The sequence below is a fragment of the Blautia sp. HCP3S3_D9 genome (genome assembly GCF_052063845.1).
GTDB lineage: Bacteria > Bacillota > Clostridia > Lachnospirales > Lachnospiraceae > Blautia_A.
In genome coordinates, this window is sequence record NZ_JBQHWS010000023.1 from 1 (window position 1) to 15,743 (window position 15,743).

Sequence of the window (15,743 nt, forward strand, 5' to 3'; positions counted from 1 at the left end):
ACCCGCGCAATAACAGGAATATTATAGGAGGAAATGAAATGGACGCATCAAGCGGAATGGGTATGGTCGGTGCTATTATCTGGATGGTAGTTCTGTTCGGAATTATGTACTTCTTAATGCTTCGCCCTCAGAAAAAAGAGCAGAAGAGACTTCAGGCAATGTTAAATGACATGGAAGTTGGCGACAGCATTGTTACTACCAGTGGGTTTTATGGCGTTGTCATTGATATGACAGACGAAGATGTGATCGTAGAATTCGGTAACAACAAAAACTGCCGTATTCCTATGAGAAAACAGGCAATCGCTGAAGTAGAGAAAGCTGGAAGCGCTGCTGAATAATTGTTATTATTTATGGTATGCTGTAAATAATTGCAGAAAATGAATATGAAATGGATCAAAGAGTGGAATGTACAGTTCAACGGGGCTGTCATTTCACTCTTTTTCTTTTACTATTTCAGCAAATTTTTTATTAGTGTTTGTTCTTACGATAACATAAACTGTAAAAAAGCTTTGAAAAACGCACTTTTATATTTTTTCACTTTAATAGGTTGAAATCTGCCGGAAAGTGCGTTATTATAATAACAATTACGCAATTAGAGTATTTTTTGGAGGAAATTATTATGGATTATAAGATTGCATTGATCCCCGGTGACGGAATCGGACCGGAAATCGTAAGAGAAGCAAAGAAAGTACTGGACAAGGTATGCGAGAAATATGGACACAGCTTTTCCTATTCAGAAGTTCTGTTAGGCGGCGCATCCATCGATGTACATGGCGTACCGCTCACTGATGAGGCAATTGCCACTGCAAAATCATCAGACGCCGTACTTATGGGCTCTATTGGTGGAGATGCAAAAACTTCTCCATGGTATAAACTTGAGCCATCCAAACGTCCGGAAGCAGGACTCCTTGCGATCCGTAAAGCATTAAATCTTTTTGCAAACTTAAGACCGGCTTATCTTTACAATGAATTAAAGAAAGCGTGCCCGCTTCGTGATGAGATCATCGGAGACGGATTTGACATGATCATTGTACGTGAGCTTACTGGCGGTCTGTATTTCGGAGAACGTAAGACGATCGAAGAGAATGGCGTAAAGAAAGCCATCGATACACTTTCTTATAATGAAAATGAGATCCGTCGTATCGCGATCAAAGCATTTGAGATTGCACGTAAAAGAAGAAATAAAGTTACAAGTGTAGATAAAGCAAACGTTCTGGATTCTTCCAGACTCTGGAGAAAAGTGGTAGAGGAAGTTGCCAAAGATTATCCGGATGTTACATTAGAGCATATGTTGGTTGATAACTGTGCAATGCAGCTTGTCCGTGATCCGAAACAGTTTGATGTTATCCTGACAGAGAATATGTTCGGAGATATTCTTTCCGATGAAGCGAGTATGGTAACAGGATCCATCGGAATGCTTTCATCGGCAAGTTTAAATGAAACCAAGTTTGGTCTCTATGAGCCAAGCCATGGTTCTGCGCCTGATATCGCAGGTCAGGATAAAGCAAACCCGATCGCAACTATCCTTTCCGCAGCAATGATGCTTCGTTTTTCACTTGATATGGACAAGGAAGCAGATGCAGTAGAAGCAGCAGTACAGAAAGTCCTGACAGACGGATATCGCACAGGTGACATCATGTCAGAAGGATGCAAACTGGTTGGAACAAAAGAGATGGGCGATCTGATCGCAGCAGCTCTGTAAGAAATGATACTAAGAGGATTTAACTGGCGCAGGCAGATTACGGGATACGGGACAATCTGCCTGAGTCAGACGATAGAAACTTAACTATCTATCGGGTGAGTCAGTAATGTCAGTTGAATCATTAAAAAGTAAAAATAAACCAGTAAGAAAAGAGGAAATAAAACAATGAGAAGTGATGCAGTAAAAACAGGCACACAGCAGGCACCTCACCGTTCCCTGTTTAATGCTCTTGGAATGACAAAAGAAGAAATGGACAGACCTCTGGTAGGTATCGTAAGTTCCTATAACGAAATCGTACCAGGTCATATGAATCTTGACAAGATCGCACAGGCAGTTAAGCTTGGCGTTGCGATGGCAGGTGGTACACCTGTAATGTTCCCGGCAATCGCAGTCTGTGATGGTATCGCAATGGGACACGTTGGAATGAAATACTCTCTGGTAACAAGAGATCTGATCGCAGATTCCACAGAAGCCATGGCTATGGCACATCAGTTTGATGCCCTGGTTATGATTCCGAACTGTGATAAGAATGTACCTGGACTTCTGATGGCAGCGGCCAGACTGAATGTACCGACTGTATTTGTAAGTGGTGGTCCGATGCTTGCCGGACATCTGAATGGACATAAGACAAGTCTTTCCAGTATGTTTGAGGCAGTAGGTGCTTATGCAGCAGGCAAACTTGATGAGGACGGTCTGACAGAATGTGAAATGAAAACATGTCCTACATGTGGATCCTGTTCCGGTATGTACACAGCGAACTCTATGAACTGTCTGACAGAAGTTCTGGGTATGGGTCTGAAAGGAAACGGAACTATTCCAGCTGTATATTCTGAACGTATCCGTCTTGCAAAACATGCAGGTATGCAGGTTATGGAGATGTACAGAAAGAACATCCGCCCAAGAGATATCATGACAAAAGAAGCAATCCTCAATGCCCTGACAGTAGACATGGCACTTGGATGCTCCACAAACAGTATGCTTCATCTTCCGGCCGTTGCTCATGAGATCGGAATGGATTTCGATATCAGCTTTGCAAACGAGATCAGTGCAAAGACTCCGAACCTCTGCCACCTTGCACCGGCAGGCCCGACATACATGGAAGACCTGAACGAAGCAGGCGGTGTATACGCAGTTATGAACGAACTGAATAAGAAGGGACTCCTTCATACAGAGTGCATGACAGTTACAGGCAAGACAGTAGGCGAGAACATCAAAGACTGTGTAAACTTAAATCCTGAAGTTATCAGACCAATCGACAATCCATACAGCCAGACAGGCGGACTTGCAGTTCTCAAAGGCAACCTTGCTCCGGATGGTGGTGTTGTAAAACGTTCCGCAGTTGTAGAAGAGATGATGGTTCATGAAGGACCTGCAAGAGTCTTTGACTGTGAAGAAGATGCGATCGCAGCGATCAAAGGTGGTAAGATCGTAGAGGGTGACGTAGTTGTTATCCGTTATGAAGGACCAAAAGGCGGCCCTGGTATGAGAGAGATGCTGAACCCGACATCCGCAATTGCAGGTATGGGACTTGGTTCTTCCGTAGCCCTGATCACAGACGGACGTTTCAGCGGTGCATCCAGAGGAGCATCCATCGGACACGTTTCACCGGAAGCAGCAGTTGGCGGACCGATCGCACTTGTAGAAGAAGGCGATATCATCAGCATCAACATTCCGGAACTGAAATTGGAAATCAAGGTTTCTGATGAAGAAATGCAGGCAAGAAAAGCAAAATGGCAGCCTCGTGAGCCGAAGGTAACAACAGGATATCTTGCAAGATATGCAGCAATGGTAACCTCCGGAAACAGAGGTGCGATCCTCGAAGTACCAAAAGCCAAATAATAAGCGGGTTCCAGACTTAAAAGTCTTATCGTGCAGTCATGAATGACTTTTAAAGTTTTTGACCCTGACATCAATCAGTTAGGAGGAACACAAGATGCAGCTTACAGGTGCTGAAATCATCGTTGAATGTTTGAAAGAACAGGGCGTTGACACTGTATTCGGATATCCGGGCGGTGCCATCCTGAATGTATATGACGCCCTCTATGAATATAAAGACCAGATCACACATGTACTGACCTCCCATGAGCAGGGAGCATCCCATGCAGCAGACGGATACGCAAGAGCAACCGGTAAAGTCGGTGTGTGTCTTGCAACTTCCGGTCCCGGAGCTACCAATCTGGTAACAGGAATCGCTACCGCATACATGGATTCCGTACCAATGGTGGCAATCACATGTAATGTAGGAACACCGCTGCTCGGAAAGGATTCTTTCCAGGAGGTTGATATTACAGGAATTGTAATGCCTATTACAAAGCACAGCTTTATCGTAAAAGACATTACTACTCTGGCAGACACTGTACGCAGAGCATTCTATATTGCAAAGAGCGGACGCCCCGGTCCTGTGCTTGTAGATGTGACCAAGGATGTGACAGGTGCGAAATATGAATATACTGCCTGCGCTCCTGCTGAGATCACACCGAAAACAGACACCATCAAAGACGAAGACATTGCAACTGCAGTACAGATGATCAAAGAAGCGAAGAGACCATTTATTTTTACAGGCGGTGGCACGATTATCTCAGAGGCATCCAGAGAAGTGACAGAGCTTGCTCCCAGAATCGACGCTCCTGTATGTGACAGTCTTATGGGTAAGGGGGGATTTTCCGGAGAAGATCCTCTGTACACAGGAATGCTTGGAATGCATGGGACCAAAACTTCCAATCTCGGTGTCTCAGGCTGCGATCTCCTGATCGTGCTGGGAGCCAGATTCAGTGACCGTGTCACAGGAAACACGAAGACCTTTGCAAAGAATGCGAAGATTCTCCAGATTGACGTAGATGCTGCAGAGATTAACAAGAACATCGTAGTAGATGCAAGTGTAGTAGGAGATGAGAAAGAAGTTCTCAAACGTATTCTGGCAGAGGTTCCGGAAATGAGACATCCGGAATGGACTGCACATATCAGTGAACTGAAGGAAAAATATCCGTTAAGATATGATCATTCCCAGCTTACAGGCCCATACATTATTGAAAAGCTGTACGAACTGACAAAAGGAGATGCCATCATCACAACAGAGGTTGGACAGAACCAGATGTGGGCAGCTCAGTATTTCAAATACAAAGAGCCAAGAACTTTCCTTTCTTCCGGTGGCCTGGGAACTATGGGATATGGACTTGGTGCAGCCATCGGTGCCAAGATGGGAAGACCGGACAAAACTGTGGTAAACATTGCAGGTGACGGATGCTTCCGTATGAATATGAATGAGATCGCGACAGCAGTCCGCTGTGGCAGACCTTTAATAGAAATCGTATTGAACAATCATGTACTGGGAATGGTACGTCAGTGGCAGACCTTGTTCTATGACCACAGATATTCCCATACAATTTTAAATGATGCAGTAGATTTTGTGAAGCTGGCAGAAGCCATGGGAGCAAAAGCAATCCGTATCACAAAGATGGAAGAGGTAGAGCCGGCATTAAAAGAGGCTCTGGCATGTCCGGGACCTATCGTACTTGACTGTATGATCGATCAGGATCTCAGCGTATTCCCGATGGTACCGGCAGGCGCAAGCATTGATGATATTTTTGATGAGGAGGATATGAAAAACAATGAGCAGAGTGTATAATTTTTCCGCAGGACCGGCTGTACTGCCGGAAGAGGTACTGAAAGAAGTAGCAGAGGAGATGATGGACTATCAGGGCTCCGGTATGTCTGTAATGGAAATGAGCCACAGAAGTGCTGATTTCCAGAAGATCATCGACGAGGCAGAGCAGGATCTCCGTGATCTGATGAAGATTCCGGATAACTATAAGGTATTATTCCTTCAGGGCGGAGCTTCCCAGCAGTTTGCAGCAATCCCTATGAACCTTATGAAGAACAAGGTAGCTGATTACATTGTAACAGGACAGTGGGCAAAGAAAGCATACCAGGAAGCACAGAAATATGGAAAAGCAAACAAGATCGCTTCTTCCGAGGATAAGACTTTCTCCTATATTCCTGACTGCAGCGACCTTCCGATCAGCCCGGATGCAGACTATGTATACATTTGCGAAAACAACACAATCTACGGAACAAAATTCAAGAAACTTCCAAATACAAAAGGAAAAACTCTGGTAGCAGACGTTTCCTCCTGCTTCTTATCTGAGCCTGTTGATGTATCCAAATATGGCATCATCTATGGCGGTGTACAGAAGAATATCGGACCTGCTGGTATGGTAATCTCCATTATCCGCGAAGATCTGATCACAGACGATGTTCTGGAAGGAACACCTACTATGCTGAAATTCAAAACACAGGCAGATGCAGGTTCTCTTTACAATACTCCAAACTGCTACTGCATCTATGTATGCGGTAAGGTCTTTAAATGGCTGAAGAAAATGGGCGGCCTGGAAGAAATGCAGAGACGTAACATTGAGAAAGCGAAAATCCTCTATGATTTCCTTGATCAGAGCAAGCTTTTCAAAGGAACTGTTGTACCGGAAGACCGTTCTCTTATGAATGTACCATTCGTAACAGGTGACAAGGACATGGATGCCAAATTTGTAAAAGAAGCAAAAGAGGCAGGACTTGTAAACTTAAAGGGACACCGTACAGTGGGCGGTATGCGTGCAAGTATCTACAATGCTATGCCAAAAGAAGGTGTGGAAGCACTGGTTGCTTTCATGAAGAAGTTTGAGGAGGAAAATGCATAATGTTTCAGTATCATTGCCTGAATCCCATTGCAGAAAAAGGTCTGGGATTATTTGATGATGAATATAAGAAAAGCGAAGATCTGCAGGAGTGCGATGCAGTCCTTGTAAGAAGTGCAAAGATGCATGACATGGAACTCCCTGAGAGTGTAAAAGTAATCGCACGTGCAGGTGCAGGTGTCAACAATATTCCTGTAAAAGACTGCGCAGAAAAAGGTATCGTAGTATTCAATACACCAGGTGCAAATGCAAACGGTGTGAAAGAACTTGTTCTTGCAGGTATGCTCCTTGCTTCACGTGATATCGTAGGGGGTATTGAATGGGTTGCAAAAGAGAAAGACCAGGAAGACATTGATAAGCTCGCTGAGAAGCAGAAGAAACAGTTCGCAGGATGCGAGATCATGGGTAAGAAGCTTGGTATCATCGGCCTTGGTGCGATCGGAGCAATGGTAGCAAATGCTGCTTCTGCACTTGGAATGGAAGTTTATGGATATGACCCATACATCTCCATTGATGCTGCATGGAACCTTTCCCGCACTATCAAACATATCAAGAGCCTGGATGAGATCTATTCCCAGTGTGATTACATAACCATTCATGTACCGCTTCTTGACAGCACAAGACAGATGATCAACAAAGAAGCATTCAGCAAGATGAAAGACGGTGTGATACTTCTGAACTTTGCCCGTGACCTTCTGGTTGACGAGAATGCTCTGATCGAAGCATTAGACAGTGGAAAAGTTAAGAAATATGTGACAGACTTTGCAAACCATACAGTAGCAGGACGTGAGGGAATCCTGGTAACTCCACATCTTGGAGCATCCACAGAGGAATCTGAAGAGAACTGTGCAGTAATGGCTGTAAAAGAAGTCAGAGATTTTCTTGAGAACGGAAATATCAAGAATTCTGTAAACTTCCCGAACTGTGACATGGGAACCTGCGTAGCAGTAGGACGTATTGCTATCTGCCACAAAAATATCCCGAACATGATCAGCCAGTTCACCAAGATCCTTGGTGCAGAAGGCCTGAACATCGCAGATATGACAAACAAGAGTAAAGGCGAGTACGCTTACACTCTGATCGACCTGGAAAGCGCAGCTTCCAAAGAGGCACTGGATGAGCTGAAAGCAATCGAAGGTGTTTCTAAGGTTCGTGTAGTAAAATAGTAAATAAGAATTCATAAAGCATAAAAGTTTCCTGCCAGGGAAAGTAATTCTACTGGTGGGGAACTTTTTGCATTTGTGGAGGTGATGTTGGTGTACTTATGCTTCATGTGGTGTTGGGGGATATGTGTATTTTTTATAATGGTAAAGGAAAAATAGTAATAGATGTAAAAAAAAGGAAGCCCCTGCCACTGTCGGAAAGGACCTCCTGAATAAATTTTCTGGTGATGAATATATTAATTTACACCTCTTGATTTCATAAAGTCAAGAACTTCTTCTTTTGTGGACATTACGCGAAGAGCACCCTTACGTGTAGTGATAAGAGAAGCTGCTGCATTTGCGAATGTAAGCAGTTCTTTTAAGTTCTCTTCTGTAAGATTGTCGAGGCCATGTTCCAAAACATAGTTCAGGGAACTTGCACAGAAAGTATCGCCTGCACCTGTTGTTTCAATGGTATTCTCCTGAAGGAAAGGAGCTGCTTCTACTTTCATATCCTTGTAGTAAGCGCTGCTTCCGTCTTTACCCAGTGTGATAAGAATAAGAGGAATGTTGTATTTCTCTTTCAGAAGTGCAGCGCCCTTGTCATAGTCTGTAGTTCCAAACAGGAATTCAACTTCGTTATCAGAGATTTTCAGAATATCACATTTGCCAAGACCATATTCAATCTCTGCTTTTGCATCATCCAGAGATTTCCATAATGGCGGACGCAGGTTCGGGTCGAAGCTGACAATACATCCGGCTTCTTTTGCAACATCGATGGCATAGCGGGTTGCTTCGCGGACTCCCTCATGAGTGGAAGAAAGAGTTCCGAAATGGAAAATTTTAGAATCTCTGATCAGGTCTTCCTGAACTTCATCTTTGGTAAGCATCATATCTGCACCTGGATTACGGTAGAAAGAGAAATCTCTGTCTCCGTCCGGATAAGTATGTACGAATGCAAGAGTTGTATGTACTTCCTTGTCGATCACAAGGTTGCGGGTGTCGATTCCCACTTCTTCTACAGCATTCTTAAGCTGGGTTCCGAACATATCATTTCCAACTTTTCCGATAAATGCTGTTTTTTTTCCGAGTTTCTCAAGCATGGCAAGTACGTTACACGGAGCACCGCCAGGATTGGCTTCCAGCATTGGATTTCCCTGTGCGCTGGTTCCATTCTCTGTAAAGTCAATAAGTAATTCGCCTAATGCGGTCACATCAAAGGCTTTGTTTCCCATTTTTGTATCCTCCTTGTAGTAACAGAAAGAATTGCTGTGTATGGAGAGCACAACAATTATCCATATGAACTGCTGTAGATTACGCTCATAGCAGCAATAGATTTCCTTTCTGTATATTGATAACATAAATTTAGCGCAGGAACGGGAATTTGTCAAACAATTTCCTTTATTTTTTTGTGCAAAAATGCTAAAATAAAGTCAGCTTGATTTGTGATTGTTTGCGGCTGTCTGACATATAACTGTGAAAGTACTGAATGGCTGTGATTGTTTGCAGATAATGATTTACATATGATCAGATAAAGCTGTTGCAGACAAGAAGCAAAAAATGACTTCGACAACAGGGGAGGTAACGTGGTTATGGACGAAAAATTATACGGCTATATGAACTGGCCAAGAATAGAGGCAATCGTATATGGTGAAGAAGCGTCGCCAAGAGATGTAATGGGGCCAAGAATCACACAGGACGGTGTTCTGGTACAGGGATTTTTTCCAGATGCGGAAGAGGTAAGCGTCATCAGTGGGAAGAAGACCTATGTCTGTGAAAAGGAAGACGAGGCAGGATATTTCGCAGCATTACTGCCTGTTCGAAAAGTTCCGGAATATAAGTTTTGCGTCAAAATAGGCGAGACTGTGACAGAGAGTTATGACCCATATGCATTTGCGTGTCAGATCACAGAAGAAGAGGAGAAAGCTTTCTGCGCAGGCGTGTATTATGAAGCGTATAAGAAGCTTGGGGCGCATTTGATGGAGATTAACGGAGTAAAAGGTACTCTGTTTGCTGTCTGGGCCCCGAATGCTATCAGTGTAAACATTGCAGGAGATTTCAATGGATGGATTGGCCGTGCAACGATTATGCACCGTATGCCGATGTCCGGTATCTTTGAGTTATTTGTACCTGGAGTAGAGGCTGGAACACATTATAAATATGAAATTAAAGTCAAAGGCGGCGAAGTCCTGTTAAAGGCGGACCCTTATGGAAACAGTGCAGAGCATGATTCGGAAGGGGCATCTGTAGTGTCAGATGTAAGCAGTTTTCAGTGGAATGATGCAGACTGGATGAAAGAACGTTCCAGATTTGATGACAGGAAACAGCCGGTTTCTGTATATGAGACTTCTCTGGAAGACTGGGAATCTGCGGAAGAACTGGTAGAATTTCTGGCAGAAGAGGATTTTACCCATGTAGAACTTCATCCTGTAATGGAATATCTGGATGATATTACCGGCGGATATTCTACGTATGCATATTATGCACCAACTTCCAGATTTGGAAGTGCGGCAGATTTTCAGAAACTGGTGGATGAACTGCATCAGGTAGGAATCGGAGTGATCCTTGACTGGACACCTGCACAGTTCCCGCGTTATGCATCAGGACTGGAGAGATTTGACGGAACACCTCTTTATGAGAAACAGAATCCGGCAGAAGCGATCCATCCGTTCTGGGGTACGCTGCTCTATAATTATGCAAGTCCGATGGTAAAAGATTTCCTGATCTCCAATGCATGTTTCTGGGCAGAAGTTTATCATGCAGACGGTCTGCGAATGGATGATGTAGATGCCATGTTATATCTGGACTACGGCAGAAATCAGGGCGAATGGACGCCGAATATTTATGGATCTAATGAGAATCTGGATGCTCTGGAATTCCTGAAACATCTGAATTCCGTGATCAAGCAGAGAAATCCTGGTCTGCTTCTGATCGCGCAGGAAGACGGACTCTGGCCGGAGCTGACCGACAGTGTGGCAAACGATCATCTTGGATTTGATTATAAATGGAGTGGCGGCTGGACGAAAGACCTGCTGGAATATCTGGGTAAAGATCCGATTGAGAGAAAGAATTACCATGACCAGCTGACTGTATCCATGCTTTATGCATACTGTGAACATTATATCCTGACTCTTGGCAGCAGAGATGTGGGTACACTGAAAGAATTTGCAGACAAACTGCCTGGAACCCAGGAGCAGAAGGATGCACAGATCAGAGAGGCATATGCGTATATGATGCTTCATCCAGGATGTAAGATGATGGCACCTGACAAAGATATGCCGAAAGACCTGGAAATGTTTGTCAAAGATCTCAATAATATGTATCTTGCTCATCCTGCGCTCTATCAGATGGATGATGAATATGATGGATTTGAATGGATTCAATTAATGAAATATGAGGAGAATGTAGTTGCATTCTTAAGAAAGACAGAGAAACCGGAAGAGACGATCCTGGCTGTCTGCAATTTCGCGGCGATTCCGTACGAGAACTATCAGGTTGGTGTACCTTTTGCCGGCAAATATAAAGAAATCTTTAACAGTGATGATAAGAAATACGGTGGTGAAGGCGTAGTAAATGCAAGAGTCAAAGCTGCGAAGAAGGCAGAATGTGATGAGAGAGAATATTCCGTCACAGTGAAACTCCCGGCACTTGGCGTGGCAATCTTTACCTGCACACCGGAAGAAGAATCGAAGGAGAAGAAAGAAGCAGAAAGTAAGATTAAGAAATCTATCACCAAGGCAAGAACCGTACGCAAGGCTGCTGCGAAGACAAAAGCAGCTGTAAAAACTGCAGTGAAACCTGTGACGAAAAAAGTAACAAAAGCAGCACCAAAAGTAACGAATGAAACAGAAACAGAAACACCTGTCAAAAAGGACTTGACAGAGGATAAATAATATTATAAACTAAATGCTGTGGCTATCAGAATGTTAATTTCTGACAGATACAGCATAAGCTGAAATAGCTCAGTCGGTAGAGCACTTCACTCGTAATGAAGGGGTCGTGAGTTCGAGTCTCATTTTCAGCTTGACTTTTTAATTGTATAGGATTAGAATGATAAAAAATGCAACGGGGCAGTTTTTAGCTTTGTTGCATTTTTTATTTTGTCTAAAAATTAACATTTATTTACAGGAGGAAATCAAAATGAGAAAGAACAAAATGTGGAAAAAGTTAACAGCTGCTGTAGTAATTGCAGCCATGTCCTGTGGGATTTTTGGAGTACAGAGTGTAAGTGCAAAGGATAAGAAAACCTTAAAGGTAGCTATGGAATGCGGATATGCTCCTTATAACTGGACACAGCCGGATGACTCTAACGGGGCTGTGCCTATTTCAGGAAGTTCTGATTATGCATATGGCTATGATGTTATGATGGCAAAGAAGATTGCGGATGAGTTAGGCTATGATCTGGAAATTGTAAAACTTGACTGGGATTCTCTGGTACCTGCTGTACAGTCCGGACAGGTTGACTGTGTGATCGCAGGACAGTCTATCACAAAAGAACGTCAGCAGATGGTAGATTTTACAGAACCATATTATTATGCATCTATCATCACACTGGTAAAATCAGACAGTGATTATGCAGATGCCAAGAGTGTAGAAGATTTGAAAGGAGTAACCTGTACTTCTCAGCAGAATACAATCTGGTATGATTCCTGCCTGCCTCAGATTCCGGATGCCAATATCCTTCCTGCACAGGAGAGTGCTCCGGCTATGCTGGTAGCGCTTGAATCCGGTAAATGTGATGCAGTTGTCACTGATATGCCTACAGGTAAAGCTGCACTGGTAGCTTACCCGGACTTCACACTTCTTGATTTCGACGGTACAGACGGTGCTTTCGAAGTATCTGATGAAGACATCAATATTGGTGTATCACTGAAAAAAGGAAATGATGAGTTAAAAGACGCCATCAATGGTGTTCTGGAAACAATGACAGAGGATGACTTTAATGAAATGATGGATGAGGCGATTTCTGTTCAGCCGTTATCTTCTGAGGAATAATATTGAGATAAAGAGAGTAGGAGGAGCAAAAGATAATGCTGCCTGAAAGTTATTGGGGAAGGATCGTCTATATTTTACAGCAATATGGATCTTCTTTCCTGAAGGGAGCCGGTGTCAGTATGTGGCTTGCACTGGTAGGAACCCTGTTTGGATGTATCATAGGATTTGTAGTGGGAATCATTCAGACGATTCCTGAGGGAAGAAATGATTCCCTTGGTAAACGTGTTCTTATTCGGATCATTAAATTTATTATGGCATGCTATGTTGAGTTTTTCCGTGGAACACCGATGATGGCACAGGCGATGTTTATTTATTTCGGAAGTTCATATTTGTTTAATATAAATATGTCCATGTGGTTTGCGGCCATTCTGATCGTGTCTATCAATACGGGAGCATATATGGCAGAAACTGTACGAGGCGGGATCCTCTCTGTTGATCCCGGCCAGACAGAAGGTGCAAAAGCAATCGGTATGACCCATGTGCAGACAATGACAAATGTGATTCTGCCTCAGGCACTGCGTAATATCATGCCGCAGATCGGTAATAACCTGATCATTAATATTAAAGATACCTGTGTCCTTTCTATTATCGGAACTGTAGAACTGTTTTATACTACAAAAGGAGTAGCAGGTGCGCTGTATACTTATTTTGAGGCGTTTACCATTGCGATGATCATTTATTTCATAATGACATTTACCTGCTCGCGTCTGCTGAGACTCCTGGAGAAGAAAATGGATGGTCCGGATAATTATGATCTGGCAACTGCGGATACACTGACACATACCAGTGGAATGTATTCTTACAAGGAAAGGAAGGTTAAATAATTATGAGTGAAACAATCCTTGAAGTACATCATCTGGGTAAATCGTTTGGAAGTCATGAGATTCTCAGAGATATTGATTTTTCGGTCAGGCTGGGAGATGTGACCTGTATTATCGGACCTTCCGGTTCCGGAAAATCTACGCTGCTACGCTGCATGAATCTGCTGGAAGTTCCTTCCTCAGGTGAGATCAGCTATCATGGCGCGGATATTATGGATAAACATATGAATGTGCCGGAATATCGCTCCAGAGTTGGAATGGTATTTCAGAGCTTTAATCTCTTCAATAATATGACAGTTCTCAAAAACTGTACGGTAGGTCAGGAAAAGGTTCTTAAGAAAAGCAAAGAAGAGGCTGAGAAAAATGCCATGATGTATCTGGAAAAGGTAGGAATGGCACCTTATATCAATGCCAAGCCAAAACAACTCTCAGGAGGACAGAAGCAGCGTGTGGCGATCGCAAGAGCCCTTGCAATGGAACCCGAAATCCTGCTTTTTGATGAGCCTACTTCTGCTCTGGATCCACAGATGGTAGGAGAAGTTCTTGAGGTCATGCGCAAGCTGGCAAAGGACGGTTTGACTATGATCATTGTAACTCATGAGATGGCATTTGCCCGGGATGTGGCAAAACATGTGATTTTTATGGGTGACGGAGTGATCGTGGAAGAGGGAACTTCTTCGGATATTTTTGACCATCCGAAAAAAGAAATGACAAAAGAATTTTTAAGCCGGTTCAGGAATTCCTAAGCCGGTTTGGTGTTTTATTGGATCAGGCAGCGTGGATGAATTGTAAAATCAGCTTAATTACTTGACTCTACAACGGTTGTAAGGTTTACTATAACTTGGACGACAAATGAGAGGAGTTTATTATATCATGGAAAGAAATCTTACATCCGGCAGTGTCTTGAAAAATATTCTGTATTTTTCTCTGCCCTATCTTTTGTCCTATTTTCTGCAGACACTTTATGGCATGGCCGATTTGTTTATCATCGGACAGTTTGAGGGCGTGGCAGGTACAACAGCAGTATCTATCGGCAGTCAGGTTATGCATATGCTGACAGTTATGATCGTAGGACTCGCTATGGGGTCAACGGTAAGCATTGCAAAGGCAATTGGGGCGAATGATAAGAAAGAAGCATCCAGGTCGATCGGAAATACGGTTACTTTATTTATGCTGATAGCCGTAGCATTAATGGTAATTCTGCTTTGCCTGGTACATCCGATCGTAGCAGTGATGTCTACCCCGTTAGAAGCAGTATCAGGCACCGTTACTTATCTTACGATCTGCTTTATCGGAATTCCGTTTATCACTGCATATAATATTATCAGTTCTGTATTCAGGGGACTGGGAGATTCCAGAAGCCCTATGTATTTCATTGCAGTGGCCTGCGTGACGAATATTGTACTGGACTACGTATTTATTGGTGCTTTACATCTGGGACCTGCCGGAGCAGCATTGGGAACCACGTTATCTCAGGCTGTCAGTGTGGTGATCGCACTTATAGTGATATTAAAAAAGAATACAGGAATTTCTGTTTCAAAGAAAGACTTCAGACCGCAGCATCGCGCTATGGGACAGATTCTCAGGATCGGGATTCCGGTAGCCATGCAGGATGGACTGATCCAGATTGCATTTATTATTATTACGATCATTGCAAATCGTCGTGGTTTAAGTGATGCGGCAGCAGTAGGAATCGTTGAGAAGATCATCAGTTTCCTTTTCCTGGTACCGTCTTCTATGCTCTCCACAGTGTCTGCTCTTGGTGCACAGAATATTGGTGCAGGCAAACCGGAGAGAGCGGCTCAGACTCTGAAATATGCTACGATGATCGCAGTTGGATTTGGATTGACTGTATCCGTAATCATTCAGTTTATTGCGGAACCTGTCGTGGGATTATTTACGACGGATGTAGCAGTTAAGATTGCGGGAGGGCAGTATATCCGCGGGTATATCTGGGATTGCATTTTTGCAGGTGTGCATTTCAGCTTCAGTGGTTACTTCTGTGCGTGTGGCAGATCAGAACTGTCATTCCTGCACAATATTACTGCGATTGCTCTTGTGCGTGTGCCGGGAGTTTATCTTACATCGAAACTGTTTCCGCAGACACTTCTTCCAATGGGACTGGCGACTGCGACAGGTTCACTGTTATCCGTGATCATATGTGTGATCGCCTATCTGCTGATATTCAGAAAAAAGAAAGACAGTATCCTGCTAAATGAAAACAGTTGATTTATGGTAATAAGGATGTAAATGCATGGTTACTGTTCACAGGCAATATCCCGCGAAGCGTGTTACTGGGCACGGAGTGAACAGTAACAATGCATGTAAAGAGAAATTTACTTGACAATCTCTTGTCTATCCTTTAATATTATTTTTGGATTATATAAAAATGAAC

Annotated in this window: 12 protein-coding genes and 1 tRNA gene; 12 read left to right on the forward strand and 1 reads right to left on the reverse strand. The window is 43.4% G+C overall.

Annotation, left to right across the window (positions count from 1 at the left end):
- The first annotated feature begins 38 nt into the window (after window positions 1-38).
- From yajC to ACTNES_RS06825, 6 genes are all read left to right on the forward strand, one after another.
- Window positions 39-338 (forward strand): preprotein translocase subunit YajC, encoded by a 300-nt coding sequence (yajC, locus tag ACTNES_RS06800; protein WP_291807670.1) that lies wholly within the window; start codon window positions 39-41, stop codon window positions 336-338.
- A 281-nt stretch (window positions 339-619) separates the two neighbouring features.
- Entirely contained in the window at window positions 620-1,702 is a 1,083-nt protein-coding gene (gene leuB, locus ACTNES_RS06805; protein ID WP_118508760.1) for a 3-isopropylmalate dehydrogenase, read from the forward strand.
- Between the two features lie 165 nt (window positions 1,703-1,867).
- Window positions 1,868-3,541 carry a dihydroxy-acid dehydratase gene (gene ilvD, locus ACTNES_RS06810; RefSeq protein ID WP_441038980.1) on the forward strand — a complete coding sequence of 558 codons (1,674 nt, stop codon included), beginning with the start codon at window positions 1,868-1,870 and terminating at the stop codon, window positions 3,539-3,541.
- A 94-nt stretch (window positions 3,542-3,635) separates the two neighbouring features.
- Window positions 3,636-5,327, forward strand: a complete 1,692-nt coding sequence (ilvB, locus tag ACTNES_RS06815; protein ID WP_441038981.1) for a biosynthetic-type acetolactate synthase large subunit — start codon at window positions 3,636-3,638, stop codon at window positions 5,325-5,327.
- Window positions 5,311-6,393 carry a 3-phosphoserine/phosphohydroxythreonine transaminase gene (serC, locus tag ACTNES_RS06820; protein WP_055058074.1) on the forward strand — a complete coding sequence of 361 codons (1,083 nt, stop codon included), beginning with the start codon at window positions 5,311-5,313 and terminating at the stop codon, window positions 6,391-6,393. The genes ilvB and serC overlap by 17 nt, the downstream gene beginning before the upstream one ends.
- Window positions 6,393-7,556, forward strand: a complete 1,164-nt coding sequence (locus ACTNES_RS06825; protein WP_441038983.1) for a phosphoglycerate dehydrogenase — start codon at window positions 6,393-6,395, stop codon at window positions 7,554-7,556. Before serC ends, ACTNES_RS06825 begins: the two co-directional genes overlap by 1 nt.
- Window positions 7,557-7,789: 233 nt before the next feature.
- On the opposite strand, the gene ACTNES_RS06830 is transcribed toward ACTNES_RS06825, so the two are convergent.
- Window positions 7,790-8,767: a carbohydrate kinase family protein gene (locus ACTNES_RS06830; protein ID WP_291806506.1), complete on the reverse strand. Its 978-nt coding sequence runs from the start codon at window positions 8,765-8,767 to the stop codon at window positions 7,790-7,792.
- 357 nt (window positions 8,768-9,124) lie between these two features.
- On the opposite strand from ACTNES_RS06830, the gene glgB reads away from it, so the two are divergent.
- The 6 genes from glgB to ACTNES_RS06860 all read left to right on the forward strand — a co-directional run bounded on the left by glgB (window position 9,125) and on the right by ACTNES_RS06860 (window position 15,577).
- Window positions 9,125-11,425: a 1,4-alpha-glucan branching protein GlgB gene (glgB, locus tag ACTNES_RS06835; protein WP_441038985.1), complete on the forward strand. Its 2,301-nt coding sequence runs from the start codon at window positions 9,125-9,127 to the stop codon at window positions 11,423-11,425.
- 58 nt (window positions 11,426-11,483) lie between these two features.
- Window positions 11,484-11,556: transfer RNA gene (locus tag ACTNES_RS06840), tRNA-Thr, on the forward strand.
- Between the two features lie 170 nt (window positions 11,557-11,726).
- Window positions 11,727-12,527, forward strand: a complete 801-nt coding sequence (locus ACTNES_RS06845; RefSeq protein WP_441039002.1) for a transporter substrate-binding domain-containing protein — start codon at window positions 11,727-11,729, stop codon at window positions 12,525-12,527.
- A 38-nt stretch (window positions 12,528-12,565) separates the two neighbouring features.
- Entirely contained in the window at window positions 12,566-13,351 is a 786-nt protein-coding gene (locus ACTNES_RS06850; RefSeq protein ID WP_300335073.1) for an amino acid ABC transporter permease, read from the forward strand.
- Window positions 13,352-13,353: 2 nt separating this feature from the next.
- Window positions 13,354-14,094 (forward strand): amino acid ABC transporter ATP-binding protein, encoded by a 741-nt coding sequence (locus tag ACTNES_RS06855; RefSeq protein WP_330687399.1) that lies wholly within the window; start codon window positions 13,354-13,356, stop codon window positions 14,092-14,094.
- A 127-nt stretch (window positions 14,095-14,221) separates the two neighbouring features.
- Window positions 14,222-15,577 carry an MATE family efflux transporter gene (locus ACTNES_RS06860; RefSeq protein WP_300335065.1) on the forward strand — a complete coding sequence of 452 codons (1,356 nt, stop codon included), beginning with the start codon at window positions 14,222-14,224 and terminating at the stop codon, window positions 15,575-15,577.
- Window positions 15,578-15,743 lie beyond the last annotated feature (166 nt).

Bases quoted from the DNA above. Each gene is read 5' to 3' on its own strand.
- yajC (WP_291807670.1), top strand. From the start codon at position 39: ATGGACGCATCAAGCGGAATGGGTATGGTCGGTGCTATTATCTGGATG.
- leuB (WP_118508760.1), top strand. From the start codon at position 620: ATGGATTATAAGATTGCATTGATCCCCGGTGACGGAATCGGACCGGAA.
- ilvD (WP_441038980.1), top strand. From the start codon at position 1,868: ATGAGAAGTGATGCAGTAAAAACAGGCACACAGCAGGCACCTCACCGT.
- ilvB (WP_441038981.1), top strand. From the start codon at position 3,636: ATGCAGCTTACAGGTGCTGAAATCATCGTTGAATGTTTGAAAGAACAG.
- serC (WP_055058074.1), top strand. From the start codon at position 5,311: ATGAGCAGAGTGTATAATTTTTCCGCAGGACCGGCTGTACTGCCGGAA.
- ACTNES_RS06825 (WP_441038983.1), top strand. From the start codon at position 6,393: ATGTTTCAGTATCATTGCCTGAATCCCATTGCAGAAAAAGGTCTGGGA.
- ACTNES_RS06830 (WP_291806506.1), bottom strand. From the start codon at position 8,767: ATGGGAAACAAAGCCTTTGATGTGACCGCATTAGGCGAATTACTTATT.
- glgB (WP_441038985.1), top strand. From the start codon at position 9,125: ATGGACGAAAAATTATACGGCTATATGAACTGGCCAAGAATAGAGGCA.
- ACTNES_RS06845 (WP_441039002.1), top strand. From the start codon at position 11,727: ATGTCCTGTGGGATTTTTGGAGTACAGAGTGTAAGTGCAAAGGATAAG.
- ACTNES_RS06855 (WP_330687399.1), top strand. From the start codon at position 13,354: ATGAGTGAAACAATCCTTGAAGTACATCATCTGGGTAAATCGTTTGGA.
- ACTNES_RS06860 (WP_300335065.1), top strand. From the start codon at position 14,222: ATGGAAAGAAATCTTACATCCGGCAGTGTCTTGAAAAATATTCTGTAT.